This window comes from Streptomyces sp. NPDC058678 (assembly GCF_042714835.1).
Classification (GTDB): domain Bacteria; phylum Actinomycetota; class Actinomycetes; order Streptomycetales; family Streptomycetaceae; genus Streptomyces.
The window spans coordinates 40,092-54,693 of sequence record NZ_JBHXSG010000011.1; the positions used below are offsets into that span (position 1 = coordinate 40,092).

Annotated in this window: 12 protein-coding genes and 1 pseudogene; 5 read left to right on the forward strand and 8 right to left on the reverse strand. The window is 69.5% G+C overall.

Going from position 1 to position 14,602, the window contains the following annotated elements:
- Positions 1-24: 24 nt before the first annotated feature.
- Together pglZ and ACFWWR_RS13210 are read right to left on the reverse strand one after the other, a co-directional pair.
- The gene (gene pglZ, locus ACFWWR_RS13205) at positions 25-2,928 is read right to left on the reverse strand and encodes a BREX-2 system phosphatase PglZ (protein ID WP_384303254.1); all 2,904 of its coding nucleotides are present in this window, start codon (positions 2,926-2,928) and stop codon (positions 25-27) included.
- Entirely contained in the window at positions 2,925-6,812 is a 3,888-nt protein-coding gene (locus ACFWWR_RS13210) for a phage resistance protein (protein ID WP_384303256.1), read from the reverse strand. Before ACFWWR_RS13210 ends, pglZ begins: the two co-directional genes overlap by 4 nt.
- Positions 6,813-7,157: 345 nt before the next feature.
- Between ACFWWR_RS13210 and ACFWWR_RS13215 the strand changes: the two genes are divergently transcribed.
- A complete protein-coding gene (locus ACFWWR_RS13215) occupies positions 7,158-7,430 on the forward strand; it encodes a type II toxin-antitoxin system Phd/YefM family antitoxin (RefSeq protein WP_384303258.1) in 273 nt (90 codons plus the stop codon).
- Complete coding sequence (locus ACFWWR_RS13220) at positions 7,427-7,684, forward strand: Txe/YoeB family addiction module toxin (protein ID WP_384303260.1); 258 nt, start codon at positions 7,427-7,429, stop codon at positions 7,682-7,684. Before ACFWWR_RS13215 ends, ACFWWR_RS13220 begins: the two co-directional genes overlap by 4 nt.
- Before the next feature lie 36 nt (positions 7,685-7,720).
- On the opposite strand, the gene ACFWWR_RS13225 is transcribed toward ACFWWR_RS13220, so the two are convergent.
- Together ACFWWR_RS13225 and ACFWWR_RS13230 are read right to left on the reverse strand one after the other, a co-directional pair.
- A complete protein-coding gene (locus tag ACFWWR_RS13225) occupies positions 7,721-9,874 on the reverse strand; it encodes a tetratricopeptide repeat protein (protein ID WP_384303262.1) in 2,154 nt (717 codons plus the stop codon).
- On the reverse strand, positions 9,871-10,281 hold the full coding sequence (locus ACFWWR_RS13230; protein WP_384303264.1) for a hypothetical protein: 411 nt from the start codon (positions 10,279-10,281) through the stop codon (positions 9,871-9,873). The genes ACFWWR_RS13225 and ACFWWR_RS13230 overlap by 4 nt, the downstream gene beginning before the upstream one ends.
- 227 nt (positions 10,282-10,508) lie before the next feature.
- Between ACFWWR_RS13230 and ACFWWR_RS13235 the strand changes: the two genes are divergently transcribed.
- Together ACFWWR_RS13235 and ACFWWR_RS13240 are read left to right on the forward strand one after the other, a co-directional pair.
- Positions 10,509-10,775, forward strand: a complete 267-nt coding sequence (locus tag ACFWWR_RS13235; RefSeq protein ID WP_384303266.1) for a hypothetical protein — start codon at positions 10,509-10,511, stop codon at positions 10,773-10,775.
- Positions 10,768-11,406: a DUF6879 family protein gene (locus tag ACFWWR_RS13240; protein ID WP_384303268.1), complete on the forward strand. Its 639-nt coding sequence runs from the start codon at positions 10,768-10,770 to the stop codon at positions 11,404-11,406. Before ACFWWR_RS13235 ends, ACFWWR_RS13240 begins: the two co-directional genes overlap by 8 nt.
- 116 nt (positions 11,407-11,522) lie before the next feature.
- Here the strand turns inward: ACFWWR_RS13240 and ACFWWR_RS13245 are convergent, their stop codons facing one another.
- Positions 11,523-12,398: a hypothetical protein gene (locus ACFWWR_RS13245; RefSeq protein WP_384303270.1), complete on the reverse strand. Its 876-nt coding sequence runs from the start codon at positions 12,396-12,398 to the stop codon at positions 11,523-11,525.
- 277 nt (positions 12,399-12,675) lie between these two features.
- Between ACFWWR_RS13245 and ACFWWR_RS13250 the strand changes: the two genes are divergently transcribed.
- Positions 12,676-13,041 (forward strand): hypothetical protein, encoded by a 366-nt coding sequence (locus tag ACFWWR_RS13250; protein WP_384303272.1) that lies wholly within the window; start codon positions 12,676-12,678, stop codon positions 13,039-13,041.
- 154 nt (positions 13,042-13,195) lie between these two features.
- Here ACFWWR_RS13250 and ACFWWR_RS13255 read toward each other — a convergent pair.
- From ACFWWR_RS13255 to ACFWWR_RS13265, 3 genes and pseudogenes are all read right to left on the reverse strand, one after another.
- Positions 13,196-13,288: pseudogene (locus ACFWWR_RS13255) on the reverse strand (gamma carbonic anhydrase family protein); the annotation flags it as partial.
- Positions 13,289-13,352: 64 nt separating this feature from the next.
- Positions 13,353-13,556: a DUF397 domain-containing protein gene (locus ACFWWR_RS13260; protein WP_384303274.1), complete on the reverse strand. Its 204-nt coding sequence runs from the start codon at positions 13,554-13,556 to the stop codon at positions 13,353-13,355.
- Positions 13,553-14,383 (reverse strand): helix-turn-helix domain-containing protein, encoded by an 831-nt coding sequence (locus ACFWWR_RS13265; protein WP_384303276.1) that lies wholly within the window; start codon positions 14,381-14,383, stop codon positions 13,553-13,555. The genes ACFWWR_RS13260 and ACFWWR_RS13265 overlap by 4 nt, the downstream gene beginning before the upstream one ends.
- Between the last annotated feature and the right edge of the window lie 219 nt (positions 14,384-14,602).

The window sequence follows — 14,602 nt, forward strand, 5'->3', positions numbered from 1 at the left end:
AACGCCAGAGGCACCCGACCGCTGTCAGTTCGCCCCGAGGGCGAACTGCTCGCGGAGCAGCCTCTCATGGAGCCGTAGCGTGCGCCCGTCCGGGAGGGTCTCCAGCACCTGTACGCCGTCGTAGTTGAGGAGCTGTCGCAGGACCGCGGCGAAGCCGTCGCCACGGGTGGTGGGCATGCCCGCGCGCTGAGCGAGCGCGGTCACGGGCAGTGTGCCACCCGCGTCGAGCAGGGCAGCGAGTGCCTTGGGGACCTGCTCCTGCTGCGGCTTGCGCGCCAGGCCGTCGAGTTGCACCTGATACGTCTCCGAGTCGAGCAGCTTCGTGACGAGCGCCTCGGTCCGGGAAACGACGGTCGGTGTGAGCAGGGTGTCGTCGCCCCCGACGGTCAGCGCCACGTCGAACAGCGCGTCAGGCAGCGACTCGGGGTCAGGCTGCTTCTTACGGAGTTTCGCCGTCCCCTTCTTCGGAGCCGCGTCGGCCGCCTGAGCCGAACGCTCGCCCGGCACCGGCCTGTTCGCCTCCTCCGGAGCCCACCAGGGTGGCCGCTGGTCTCCCAACTCCCGCCACCCCTGGGGCGGTTCAGCCCCGAATGGCAGGAAGGCGAGCACTGGAATGGTGAACTCGGCGAGGGAGGCTCCGCCGTGGTAGCCGGCCTTGAGGGCGGTGTAGCGGGAGTCCGCGTCCCAGAGCGCGACGATGGACCCGCCGGGTTCGGGCCAGACCACGCGTGGCCCGGAGAGGGCGACCTCCCGTTCGCCGATCGGGCCGCCGGGCGGGCGGTGACGCGCGGACGCGGGCTCGGTGGCCGCGTCGGCCCTCGTTCCGTGCCGGTCGACGACGTGGCCGTGGTCGCTGGTGACGATGACCGCCATTCCCTGGGCCGCCGCCACCCGGAGCAGGTCACGCAGACCGGGCACGTCGTCGACCCGCCACGCTCCATCACCCAGCTTCTGTTCCTTGGCGAGGCGGTCGTCGATGGCGTTGAGGACGACGGCGACATGGGTCCTGCCGTCGGTGAGCGCTTCCGTGAGGGCCGGGCCGAAGGTGTCGCCCGCGGTCTCGGTGCGTAGGTCGTCCTTGTGGAAGACGGCGGCCGGTGCCCCGCTCCACAGTTTCAGCGCGGGGAAGATCCGCTTCTCGTCGGCCTGGGTGCCCTTCATCAGGGTGCCCGCGAAGAGCGATGTCCGGGACACGGCCGTCACGGTGGGGAGGGCGGCGGCCATCGCCCGCCGACGCGGGGTGTCCTCGGCCAGCGGGTCGAACTCCGCCCAGGAGCAGCGCAGTTCTTCACCGAGTTCGTTCGCTATGGCCGCACTCATGCCGTCGAGGACGAGAAGCAGCACCCGCCGCTCCTCTCCGCGCCGGACGACGGGCCCGACCACCCGGTCGAGGAAGGTCTCTACGGTGAGCATGCCGCCGGGCCGGGTGCCGTCCTGTGTCCAGCCGGCCAGCGAGCGCGCGAAGGACGCGTCGATCTGCCGCCGCCGGTCCCTGACGCGCGTGCCGAGCGTGTCGTAGGCGGCCTTGAGGACGGAGTCCGGGTCGCCGCCGGCCTCGATGTGCTCCAAGGCGAGGTCGGCCCAGCCGGTCTCAGCGACGTGCCGCTGTATGGCGTCGGCGACGGTGGGCGCGTCGGCAGACGGGTCGGTGGCCAGCCAGAGGGCGAGACGCTGCCCCATGCGGGCACGTTCGATGCGGGCGGACTCCTCCGGATCGCCGGCGAGCCTGTGGTCCGCGAGCCGTCGCACGGCCTCCGTGACCGCGACCGTGTTGCCCGCCGCGAGGGCCTGGCCGACGGCGGTGAACCGGGCTTCCAGTCCGCCGCGCAGGACGGGGCTCGCCGCGACGGCCGCCTCCGCGCCGAACTGGCGGGCCAGCACGGCGGCCCGGTCGAGCACGATGCCGCTGGTGCGGCGCGCCTCGCGGGCCTGGTCGGCGTCGGTGCCGCCGCTCCGGTGCCCGGCCGTCAGCAGCGTGCTCACGTACTCCTCGGCGGACCGGCCGAAGACGCCCACCAGGGCGTCGAGTTGTTCGCCGACGGCCGGGGGCTGGTCGCCGAAGTAGCGTTCGGCACGGCCCCGGGCCTGATACGTCGCGGGGGCGGGCTCGGCGTGCTGCCACAGGGCCTCGCAGACGAGGCCGAAGGATGCGGCGTCCGCGCCGCGCTCGGCGTCGACGAGAGCGAGCAGAGCGCGTCCGGCGAGACCGGCCTGGTCCTCCTCGCCGAGGAAGGCGCTCAGCCCGGCGCGCTCGGGACCCCGCAGGCCCAGCAGCCGCTCGGGGGCTCCGGGCCGGGTCGACCAGTGCAGCAGGGTCTGCGCGTCGAGCCGGTCCTCGCCGGGGCGTCGCGTGCCGCCCTCGGCGTCGTAGCGGCCGAGGCGCAGGCGGCGCTGGGCGAGCGCGGTGAGGGCGTACTGCCGGGACAGCCATCCGCCGGGCACAGGCGGCCAGCCACCGGGCGGGGTCGCGTCGAGCAGTGCTTCGGCGGCCCAGTTGACGTCCTTCAGGCGCGGGTCGATCTGCCGGGCGCCGAACGCCTCCCGCACGACGTCCCAGCTGTCGACCATGTCGATGCGCTGCTTGTGGACGCGGGCGGTGATCGCCGGGTCGAGTTCGTTCTGCTCGCGGTCGGTGAGGACGACCAGGACTGCGGGGCCGGGGCGGCGGCCCGTCAAGTGGTCGAGGACGAGTTCGTGGACGGCGAGCGGTGAGGGCGCCGTCGCGACGCCGGCTGTCCGGCCCTCGCCCCAGGCGGGTTCGGCGGGCCCTACCCACTGGGGCGCGGACCGCAGCAGCACGACCCGGCGCCTGCCCCCGCCGTCTCCGGTCAAGGAGGCGGCGAGGGAGGACTGCGAGGACAGGTACTGGGTGACGGTCGCGGTGTTCAGCCGGACGGCGCCTGGGGCGGCGGCGACGGTGTCCGTCATTCGACGACCTTCCAGGTGATATCGATGGTCGCGTCGGGGTGGCGTGTGGCCAGTTCGGACAGTTCCGCCTGGAGGTCGGCGGCGGCACGTGCCACGGTCGTACGGCGGCCACCGGCCGTTCGCGCGGAGCCGCTGCCGGAGGAGACCGGTGTGGGTGTCTCCGGCGGAGCGTAGGGGATCCGCGGGTCGCTGGTCGGTGTATTCAGGGACAGGTCGTCGGCCGTGGGCTGCGGCGCGACGGGCGCGAGCGGCGGGGCGGCGGCCTGGCTGCGCTTCACCAGGGCGACGACCTCGCGCTGGGTCCGGGCCAGGGCGTCGCGCAGATCCGCGGTGCGCTGGTCGTCGCGGGCGACGTTGCGCAGCGAGTCCAGCAGTGCCGCGCCCTCGGGACCGAGTCCGGCGGCGAGTTCGAGGGTGCTCCAGGGCGCGGAGGCGACAGCCTCCGCGACGCTGCGGGCCTGCTTGATGGAGGTCCCGTACCGGTCGGCGCTGGTCTCGCCGAGATGGAAGGAGGCGAGGGCCTCCACGGTCTTCTTCGCCCCGGCCGCGCCCTTGCCCGCCTCCGCCGTGAGCGCGTCCAGCAGTTGCAGGGAGCGGCGGGCTAGGGCGAGCCGTCCGGTGTCGGCGGTCTGGTCGAGGCCGAGGAAGGAGGCGTGGGCTTCCAGCTGGTGCACCAGGTCCGCCGCGTGGTCCCGGTGGGCGCGGGCGGACTCGATGATCTGGCGGGCGAACTGGTTGACCATCCGGCCGCGCCGCAGGGCGGGAGCCTTCTGCCCGAAGACCGTCTCGAAGCGCTGCCGTGCCGTGTCCCAGTCGGACTCGGCGGGCAACGGCTGGCTGCGCAGCGCGTCATGGTCCTTGATCGCGGACAGTTCGGGCGCGGGGTCGAGTACGGTGCCGCCGCGCACCCACACCCGGTCGTCCATCTCGGCGAAGGCGGCGACGACGAGCCGGGCGAGGAAGTCGGGCAGGCCCCGCGGGTCGGGCTTGTCCGTCCAGTCGGTCAGGGTGATCAGGGACAGGTCCCCTGTGACGCCCTGGGCGCTGGCGAGCTGGCGGAAGTGGTCGGCCCAGTAGCGGGACAACTCGAAGTACGCCTCCTTCTGCTGCCCGAGTCGCAGGGGCCCCGCGATCCGCTGCATGAGCTTGCGGTCGGCGGCCGGAATCTCCACCCGCCCGTCACGCGCTTCCGCGGCGGACCGGACGTGGGTGAACACCTTCTTGATGTCGATCGACTTGACGGCGGTGCCGGTGCCGTCGGGGTCGAGGTCGGGGTGCGCAGGGTACTGGTGGGCGAGCAGCTTGCCTGCGACGTGCCGGATGCCGTCGTGCAGACTCTGCCCGAAGGACAGGGCGAGGCCGTCCACGTCGGGCAGCGGAACGAGGTGGTCGTCGAAGTCGGGCACGACGTCGGCGGCCTGCTTCTGGGCGAGCCCGTACGCTTGCTTGAAGGCGCCCTTGACCTGCTTGAGCAGAGCCTCGCGCTGGGTTTCGAGGAGGCCCTTGGCGCGGCTGCGGTTGTCGGCGTTGAGGTGGCCGGCGTACTGGGTGTCGAAGCGGTGCTCGTCGGCGAGTGCCTTGTCGATGACGACGAGACGCCGGAAGTCGGCGAAGCGCTGCGCGGACAGATGGGCGGGCAGCCAGGCGACGATACGGGACCGCTCGCCCTGCTGGCGCTCGCGCAGCCGCCGGATACGGTTGACGTCCTCGACCGGGCCCCACTCGCCCTCGTCGAAGGGAAGGTCTATGGCGATGCGCCAGCGGCCGTCCTCCTGAGGCATCAGGTCGTGGTCGGGCAGCTCGTCCTCGTCGGCGACGTTGCCGAACACGATCTCGGCGGTGCGGGAGGTACCGCGCCAGGTGAAGCTGAGCTGGTCGCTCAACTGCCCGTGCTCGACGCCCAGTTCCTCGGACAGCAGGCGCCGGGCGAGGGCGACCCGGTTGCCGGGGTTGTCGTTGACCTGGGCGTTGGCGATGACGGAGTCGACATCGACGCCGGACAGCTCCAGCCGTACGCCGGGGTTGGCGTCGGTGCCGGTCTCCTTGATCTCGGGGAACCTGGCCGCCCATTCGGCGACCTTGTTCTTTATGATGCCGACCTCGGCGCCCGGGATGGGCGCGAGGACCGACCCGTGGTTGAGGGCGCCGAGTCGCCGGATGGTCAGCTCGGCCAGGGAGGGCACGCTGGGCGCGAGCGCCGACAACAGCAGGGTGCACACGAGGCGGTTGTCGCCGACGAACATGCGGCAGCGGTTGGCGCGCTGCTGGTCGGTGATGGCCTCGGGCCGGTTGACGTACTGCTCGACGTCGTCCTCGGTGATGTCGTACGAGCTGAGGAGGTAGGGCCGCAGCTTGGTCTTGTAGAGCTTGTCGGCGGCCTCGAAGACGACCTTCAGGCTGTCGGTGAACGGCTTGTCGCCGCCGGCCGCGATCACCGGGTAGAGGTCACCGACCGGGATGAGCTGCCCGAGCCGGATCTCGTTGCGGTGGTCGGCGAGCAGCTGGCCCATCAGCTTCAGACCGGTACGGGAGCGTTGCAGCGCGGACGAGATGTGGACGAGGGTGTCCATGAACGCCGGCGAGAACGGGTACGTCAGCCGGAACGACTCCGCGTCCGCACCGGTCGTGCCCTTCTCCGAGCCGAGGAGGGTGTCCCAGACCTGGGTGCCGACCCGCTTGGTCTGTTCGAAGGCCGCGTCGACGAGCTGTTCCGCCTCGGCGTCCTTCGGCTTGAGGATGCGCGCGTGGGCGATCTGCGGGAGGTTGCGGTCCTCCAGGGTGATCTTGTCGAACCGGCCGGAGGCCAGGTTCAGGGTGTCCTGGATGGAGGCTTCGGCCGCGCCGGACACCTCTTCGCCGACGAGTTCGCGCAGGTCGCGCTGGCGGGCGATGAACGAGACGACGGGGATGGCGCGTCGGGCGTCACCGCCCTCCACGAAGTTCGTGATCTTGCTGGCCTCGCGGGCCACGAACTTCTGCTCGTGGATGAGGGTCGCGAGCCAGAGGATCAGTTCGTCCAGGAAGAGGATCAGGCCGTCGTAGCCGAGCGACTTGGCGTGCTCGGCGATGACGGACAGGCCGGCGTCCAGGGAGATGAAGCCGTGCTCGTTCTCGACGGCGTTCTTGGCGAAGCCGGGGAAGAGGTTCGTGCTGGCGTCGTTGACCAGTTTGGCGCGCAGTTCGGCCGGGGTGGAGGGGTTGCGGAGGTTGAGCGGAGTGCCCCCCTCGTGGTTCTCCTCGGCGGCGAGGGCGGTGTCGAGGAGCTGCGGAGTCCAGGCGAAGCCCTCACCCCACTCGTCCGTTTCGCCGTCGCCCGCTTCGCCGCCGCCCAGGCCACGGATGACCGCCTCGTCACCGTAGGTGGCGCGGTTGGCCCGGATGTCGGCGAAGAGGGAGTCGGTCCGGTACACCTGCGGGGTCGGCGCGTCCGGGTGCAGCTTCTTGACGTGCGTGACGTACCCGCCGAGCACCCTCTGCTCGAGGGCCTTCGCGCCCAGCATGTGGTACGGCACGAGCAGGAACCTCTTGCCGTCCGTGGTCAGCCACTCGTGCTTGGTCAGCACCGGGTCGAACTCGGTACGGGCACGAGCGGCCGGGTCGCCGCTGAGCAGCGCGTACAGCACGGCCATGAAGTGGGACTTACCGGAACCGAACGAGCCGTGCAGATACGCCGCCTTGGAGCGGTGTCCGTCGAGCGAGGACTTGATGAGCGCCAGCGCCTCGTCGAAGTTCTCCAGCAGCCGCTCGGTGACGACGTAGTCCTTGAGCGCGTTATGGGCGCCTTCGGGTGTCGTCGCCTCGGCGAGGGACAGCACGAAGTCCGAGGTGGAGATGTTCTCCTTGATGTCGATGACATCGCGGAGGAGGGGCGGCTGCTGGGCCATTACCGGTCACGCTCTCCATCTGGTGGTCTCCGCCACCGCTCGTCCTCGATCGTGCGGGATGTCCGCTGCCTGTTCGGCCGACCAACAGGGACAGCGAAGCCGACCGACCGCAGCGAGGGCGGGCCGCTGCCCACCCGCGCCGGAAGCGTCCGGCCGCCGGGCAGGCGCCTACTCCCCCTTGCGCTGTATACCCGCCTTCACACCGATCGATCAACCGGCGGCCCTCGCGCCCCTCGCCACCGGAATCAGATCGGGGCTACTGAGACATCTCACTCCGCAAGCCGTACCAGAATGTCGTACCATTGCAGTACCATTTTCGAGTACCACCAGGAGAGGGTGTCGCAGATGACCATAAGCGCCAGCGAGGCCCGCAAGGACCTCTTCCCTCTCATCAAGCGCGTCAACGACGACCACACTCCCGTACGCATCAGTTCCAAGGGCGGCGACGCCGTGCTGATGTCCGCCGAGGACTACGACTCCTGGCAGGAGACCGTCTACCTGCTGCGCTCTCCCGCCAACGCGCGCGCGCTCATGGAGGCCGTCGCGCGGGACAGGGCCGGCGAGGCCGTGGTCACCAGGACCATGGCAGAGCTGGAAGAGCTGGCGGGGGACGTGTGAGGAGCGTCCACTTCGACCCGGCCGGATGGGAGGACTTCCTGTTCTGGCTCGGCTCGGACCGCGCCATGGCCCGCAGGATCACACGCCTGATCGCCGAGATCCAGCGAATGCCCTTCACCGGCATCGGCAAGCCGGAGCCCCTGAAGGGCGACCTGTCCGGCTACTGGTCACGTCGGATCGACGACGAGCACCGGCTCGTCTACCGGGTGGACGAGAAGGAAGTCAAGATCCTCAAGGCCCGTTACCACTACTGAGGCCACGCTCGCCTCGGCGCCGAATACCCCGCCGCGTCATCTGCCAGGCGGTGGTGGCGGGCCCCATCGACCCGATCGGTACGCGTCCAGCAGTTGCCGGCTCGCGACCGTGAAGGGGTGTTCGGGGCCCAGGCCGCGTTCCCGCCGCTCGACGACGTCGGTCATCAGCTCGATCCCCTCCTCCACATGTCCGAGCGCGGCCCGGGTCCGGGAGAGGAGTTGCCGGGCGGCGAGCACGATCGGGTACTCGGGCCCGAAGCGGCGCGCATACGTCTCTGCGACCCACCGGATCTCACGGTCCGCCTCGTCGAAGCGGGCCAGAAGGTACAGCGCCCACGCGTGGTTGTGCCGGGCGCCCAGGGTCACGGTGTGGTCGGGGCCGAGGAACCGATCGCATTCCGACGGCAGCGTGAGCAGTGTGCCGCCTTCCTCGGTGACCACCTCGGCGGCGGGCAGCATCTCCAGCAGACTGGCGCGGGCCCGCAGGGTCAGTGGATGCTCGGGGCCCAGCGCCGAGCGCCGCCCGGCGACGGTGTCGCGGAGCAGCGCGACGGATTCCTCGCGTCTACCGAGGTTCGCCAGCACGAGCTGGAGTCCATAGCCGCTGTCCGTGGTGTCGGGGTCGTCGGCGCCGAACAGGCGCTCCTGAGCGTCCCGGACCGCGCGAAGCGCCGCCTCGGCTTCAGCGTACCTGCCCAGCCGGAACAGTGCCCGCCCCGCCCTGGAGCGGGCGGCGAGGACCGTACGGTGGTCCGCGCCGAGGAGTCGCTGTGCGAGGTCCGCCGCAGTGCGGGCCGTCTCCCAGGCGGACAGGTAGTCACCGGTCCGGTGCAGGGCGACCGACAGCCGCGTCGCGACGGCCAGGGCGTCGGCGGCGGACGGCCCGCCGACGTGCCCCAGCAGGGCCAGCGCGTGAGGTACCAGCAGGCGCAGTCGCGGATCGTGCGGACCCGCGTCGGGTACGCCGGGCACGGCCGCGTCGAGCAGCCGGACGGCTGTCGTGTCGAGGGCGGGCACCAGGTCCGCGGGGGTGGCCGCCGAGACGCTGTCGAGCAGGATGCCGTGACTCTGTACGCAACGCGCGCCGGCGGCGTCGACCAGTTCGGACAGCGATTGGTCGAGGAGGGCTCTGAGGGCTGTCTCGGTGCGGGCACGGGGCAGTACGGCGCCGATGTCGGCGTGGTTGAGCAGGGTCAGCGGCAGCGGCTCGGCGGCGAACCGGGCCAGCAGTCTGAGCAGGGCCGCCGCTTCGGGCAGCCCGCGCGCTTCGAACGCGTCGAGGGTCAGCTGCCAGGTCAGGCCGACCAGATGCCGGGGGTCCGCTTCGGACAGCGCGTCGGCTCCCCGGTCGATCAGCTGGACCCGTTCGTCTCCGTCGAGCTGGTCCGCGTAGGTGTCCATCGTCCAGGGGTCGATGACCTGGTGGGAAAGGAAGCCGCCCGCCAAGCTGAGGGCGAGGGGCAGCCGCCCGAGCCGGTCCGCGACCCGCGCCGCCTGCTCCGTCGTACCGCTGTGCGGTGCGAGATCGCGCAGCACGCGCGCGGCGTCCTCCCGGGGCAGTACGCCGATGTACTGCAGTTCGGCGCCCGGCCACCACCGGGCCGCCGCGCGCCGTGTGGTCACCAGGACGGTGCCGCGGGGGCTGGTGCGCAGCCAGTTGCCGTCCCGCAGGATCTCCGGCTCGTCAGTATGGTCCAGGACCAGTAACCAGGGTTCGGCGGAGCGGTCGAGATACGACCAGACGAGATCGGCGGCAGGTCTGAGGCCGTTGCGTGCGGCGAGCAGTTCGCCGTCGCCCGCCCCTCGGTCGGCGGCGACTGCGAGCATGCCTGCGCGCAGGCTCGCACGGTCGGAGGCGTTGACCCACAGGCCCACCCGGCCCTGTTCTCCGGTCACCTCCTGGAACAGGGCGCAGGCGACCGCCGTCTTGCCCGAGCCGCCCATGCCGTACAGCACGTAGACCTGGCCGCCGCGCTCCACCTCGACGCTCGCCCGCAGGCGTTCCATCACCTCGCTGCGGTCGCGGAGCGCGACGGGGGGCCGTCCGACCGCCGGGCGTCGCACCGAGTCCGGTCCGCCGTGCTCCGGCCCGTCACCGCCGTAGTGGTGGTGTTCGCTGATGTGCTGGTCGCCCGACGACTGGTAGACACGTCCGTGGTCCTCGGCGTGGCCGTCCGTCCCGCCCGTCATCGCTCTGCGATGTGCTGGTCACGTCCCGCTTGGTAGACCCGGGCCTGACCGGACGCGGTGGCGTGCTGGGTGATCTGTCGGGCCTCCGAGCCACCGGGATCAAGTTGGTCCAGCAGAGCGCGCAGCTCCTCGACGGCGGCGGGCCGGGCCACGAGCAGCCGCCGCACCACCCCCTGCCACTGAAGCCGTAGTTCGTCCAGGGTCTCCTGGTCGCCCGCCGCCGCCGCGGCTAACACGTCCTCACGACCGGCCTCCAGCTCGGCGGCGACGGTCTCGGCGCGCTCGGGTTGCGTCCGGTGCCAGAGCTGTGTGATCCCGTCCCGCACATGGTGCCAGGCATCGGTCGCCATCAACGCGACCAAGGTGGTCCCCGCGCTCTGCGCGAGCACGGCCACTTCTGAGTCCACGGCTGCCCCTCCGTTCACCCGATTTACCGACAGCAAGATGAAAAGCGTTACCTGTCAGACGTTGACATGATTTTCTTTCCGATCAGTATCATTCCAACCCTGCGCGACATGAGACAACGAGGAATCAATCCTCGCCATTACCCAAGTAGGCAGGTTCCAACACATCGTCAGGCGGGCAAGATGCACGCTACAGTGAGGCATCCTGACCGATCGAGGGGGCGACGGAAATGGACAGGCCATGGGAAGCGGATCCGGACACAGGTTTCAAACAGCGCCTGGGAAAAACACCCCAGGAACGAATCACAACCGGAACTCCTGACTGCCCGGACATCTGGGAACTCGCCAACGGCGACATCGCCGTCATCGGCCGGGACCTCACCCAGTCACTCGGCCGGAACCTGCCCGACGGCGTCTCGATCGGGTCGGACGAACGCCTCGTGGTCATCCCCAGGAACATGCTCATCGCGGCGAAGCCGGACATCCCCGGTGTTTGACTCCTTCCCCGGCGGCTCCCCCGCACGCCTGGACCGCCCGACGTACCACGCGGACCTGAGCCGGGCCTACTCCAGCGGAATCGGCTTCCTCAACAAGCTCGAGCGCGGTCAGCACTTCCAGGAGCGCGGCTTCCCGAGCTGGGAGGCTTTCGCCGACGGCGACTGGGAGAGGGCTCTGTCCCTGGCCGAAGAGAGGCGCGAGGACTACGCCCAGGAACTCCGCAAGGCGTCGCGACTGGGCGTCACACACCGCCGCCTTCGCGTCGTGGAGTTCCCGATCACGCCGTATGTGCAATGGGAGTTGTTCGTCCTGCGCGTACGCGTGGACCTGGGCGACGACATCAAGGTTCTCGACGCTCACGATATTTCGAACATCGAGCGGACTCACCCGGTTCCGGAAGTAGTGATTCTCGGCGATGTGGTCATGTATGAGGTCATCTACGACGAGGACGGAAACGCGGCCGGAGCCAACCGCTACACCGACCGCTCACTGATCCGGGAAACGAACGCCGGATTCGATGCGCTTTATGAGCGTGGTGAGGGATTCCACGATTTCTTCGACCGGGAGATCCTGACCCTGGCTCCGCCCCAGGTGTCCGGTGCTCCAACGGGTTCTCGCGGTTCGCGGTGATCAGCGAGGCGAGGTGACGAGCGAGCCCTCATGCCAACGGATCACCGCCCCCGGCGATGACGAGAACGCCCGCCACATCGGCCACGCCTTCGGCAGTCAGGAGGGCGCTTGCGGTGTCAGGACTCAGGTTCCTCCCGCGCAATGGCAGTGGCGTCCGCGCCGTGCCGTTCAGCGCGTGGGGTGGCGAGAGGCCCGTGGTCTTCCACGACTTCCCCGTCCACGACTTCCCCATCCATCACTCGGTGCGACGGCTCCGCCAGCGGCAGGCTGGCGAGGTGCTTCTTGAGCCTCTTGGCCATCGGAAGGAAGGTCGCAAAAGTGAGGCCGCCAGAGACAGCGGCCCCGATGAGGGGGATGGCCTTCGAGACGGTCGTCGCGAAGGATTGCGTCGTCATCCTGACACCGAGGTAGCCCGCGACTTTTTTCACTATGGGGTAGATAGCCCCATGAGTGAGTGCCTTCTGGGGCAGCTTCTTGGCGACCTGCTCCGCCATCAACCCCGCGACCTTCCCTACCGCGGCGTTCGCCGACTGGGTGCCGAACATCACGCCGAAGAACAGCGTGAGGACCCCCATGGTCGCGTCATCGACGTCATCGCCCTCGTCGGAGAACAGGTCGGGCCAGCTGTAGAGGTACGCGAGTTTCTGCGCGATACGCAGCATGTGGCCGAAGTACTGGGCCATGTCGGCGGGCACAGTGGCGGGAAGGGCGAAGATTCCGGGGATCCCGGCAGCGGCGGAGAGAGCGCTGACCTTGCCGGTTTCGTAGCGGATGGAGTCGTTGGCCACCTTGTCGAGAACCTCGACAGGGATGCCCGCCGCAGCGGGGGTCTCTTCTATCGCCCTTCGGATGTCATCCTCGGAGCAGTGGCGAGCCAGCGCACTTCGGAGGTACGCCTCCCTGTTGATACGCACACCGGGAAGCTTCGCTGCCGCCAGCAGCACCGCGGAGAAGCGCGACTCGGGGTTCTCGATGCCTTTGCCCTGTTTCATAGCAGGAACCTACAGTAGCTCCGCACTCCAAGGGCCGTACTCTGTCAGCTCGGTTGGGGCATCGCTACGTGAGTGACGGTGACGTACGAACTGGGTCCATCACGGTGTCGATCGGCACCGGGGAAGGCGACCGCCGTCGCGAACCGAGCTCCTCTTGGAGCGTCCGCCAGTAGGTGAAATTGGCAGCACGAGAAGCCAAGCTGGTTACGAGAAGAGGGTGTTGCCTATCCGGCCAGAGCGGGGAGAGACTGCTTGCGAGCCGAGAGTAGGTGCGCCCGTGGCAGCAGCTGAACCGGAGCACGTCGCCTGGTTGTCCGAGAGGCAGCTGGCCCGAGCCTGGCCGACCATCCGGGCGACCTGCCTGGACGCCACCGCGAATGCCAACGGAGTCCGCATCAACCTCCATGTAGGGCAGTCCACTTGGGGCGAGAGCAAGTGGTGCACGTACCACCCCGCGGACGTCGCCCGGGTGGCCGGGGCGATCGCCGACGGCACCGCGGAGCTCCAGCCGCACTGGCGGAACGACACCCCCGAGGCCAAGCTGCTCGATCAGCGCCTTCGCAGGGAGAACCTGCCCGGTGCCATCGGGTGCGCCCTGCTCATCGCCGTGGCGATCATCGTCATTCTCCTGATCATCTCCTGAAACGGCTCCGGATCGTCTTCGCCCTCCTACTGGCACTGACCCACAAGGAGTCCGCTCAGTCGAGATCCGCTTGGCGCCCTCCACGAACAGCTCCGAGTGCGCCTGGGCGAGCGACAGATATCGCCCTTAGCCTTGATGCCCAGGCGCTCCCGCCCTCCGTCAGCTCGCGCCTGACCTTGGCCGGGACGCCCGCCACCAGCGAACCGGGCGGGATCTGCATGCCCTGCGGCACCACCGCGCCGGCCGCTTCAGCGAACCAACGCCCGCAGGGCCCCTGGGCAAGCACCCGCCTGCCAAGGGGCCCTGCCCTGTCAGAGGGCCGCGAACTCGACGAACGCGGTCCATGCCGTGGGTTCCACGGCGAGTGCGGCGCGGGTTGTGTCCTTCGAGTCGCGGACGTGGACCCTGGTGGGGCGGGTGGCGACCTCGACGCATTCGCCGCCGTTGCCAGCGCTGTAACTGCTCTTGTACCAGGCCAGTGAGTCCAGGCCAGGCCTGGCGTTATCCCCGCTCATCTCTCTCCCAACAGCTTCTCGATCAGTGCACGTGATTCTGCCGGAGTGTGGGCCTGTGCGCGCAGAGTCCCGTACGTACGTTCAAGCTCCCGGACCCTCTGGCGCTCCGTGTGTACACGGCTGTCGCCTTGTACCTCCGCGTAGGCGATCCTGCGCCCATCCTTCATCTCCATCAAGGTGAACGGACCAGCCAATCCCGCATGTTCCTGACGGGAGAGCGGCATCACTTGGATCTCCACGTACCGCCTCTCCGCGATCAGCATGAGGTGCTCCAACTGGCCGCGCCAAACAACCTCTCCGCCAAGCGGACGCAGAAGTACGGCCTCCTCGATCACGAAACTCAGATACGGTGCCGGGCGTCGGGAGAAAATCTCCTGCCTCGCCAGTCGAGCGGTCAACCGCTGCTCAACTACTTCGTCGTCCAACTGCGGTCGCCACATGGCGAAGACCGCCCGTGCATACTCCTCGGTCTGCAAGAGGCCTGGCACCGCCTGGGTGGCGTACACGTGCAGTACAACCGCCTCGGCCTCCAGCTTGGCCGCATCCCGAAAGAACGCCGGATACTGAGCCCGAGCCACCTCCTCCTTGCTCGCGCTCAACACCCCACCCGCCTCCAGCACTTCATCGGCCCGGTCGATGAACTTCGGCGGCGGGATACGTCTCGCCTGCTCGAACGACGCGATCGTCGAGGCCGAGTACCCGGTCAGCGACCCGAGCGTCGCGCGGTCCATCCCCGCCCGCTCCCGGAACAGCTTCAACTGCCGCCCGAACACGCACAACACGCCTGTACCGACCTCATACTCCGGCTGCTGAACCTCGTCATCCACGCCGCGACTCCTCCCGTACGACCACACAGCCACCGGACTCCGCCCGCCCAACGCACGGCTTGGGAACCGGTCACGCCCGACACCACGTACAAGCGCACGGCCGACGTGTACAGCCCGCACTCGTCAGCACATCGCTCCTGGTCAACGCTACGCAGAGTCCGCGACCGTTGACCCCATGAAGTCAGCAACTCCCCCGAACGGGCATATGCCACAGCGTCC

What these genes read in the sequence shown, in the direction of transcription:
- pglZ (WP_384303254.1), bottom strand. Translation starts at nt 2,928, where the DNA reads ATGACGGACACCGTCGCCGCCGCCCCAGGCGCCGTCCGGCTGAACACC.
- ACFWWR_RS13210 (WP_384303256.1), bottom strand. Translation starts at nt 6,812, where the DNA reads ATGGCCCAGCAGCCGCCCCTCCTCCGCGATGTCATCGACATCAAGGAG.
- ACFWWR_RS13260 (WP_384303274.1), bottom strand. Translation starts at nt 13,556, where the DNA reads ATGAGCGGGGATAACGCCAGGCCTGGCCTGGACTCACTGGCCTGGTAC.
- ACFWWR_RS13245 (WP_384303270.1), bottom strand. Translation starts at nt 12,398, where the DNA reads ATGAAACAGGGCAAAGGCATCGAGAACCCCGAGTCGCGCTTCTCCGCG.
- ACFWWR_RS13215 (WP_384303258.1), top strand. Translation starts at nt 7,158, where the DNA reads ATGACCATAAGCGCCAGCGAGGCCCGCAAGGACCTCTTCCCTCTCATC.
- ACFWWR_RS13225 (WP_384303262.1), bottom strand. Translation starts at nt 9,874, where the DNA reads ATGACGGGCGGGACGGACGGCCACGCCGAGGACCACGGACGTGTCTAC.
- ACFWWR_RS13235 (WP_384303266.1), top strand. Translation starts at nt 10,509, where the DNA reads ATGGACAGGCCATGGGAAGCGGATCCGGACACAGGTTTCAAACAGCGC.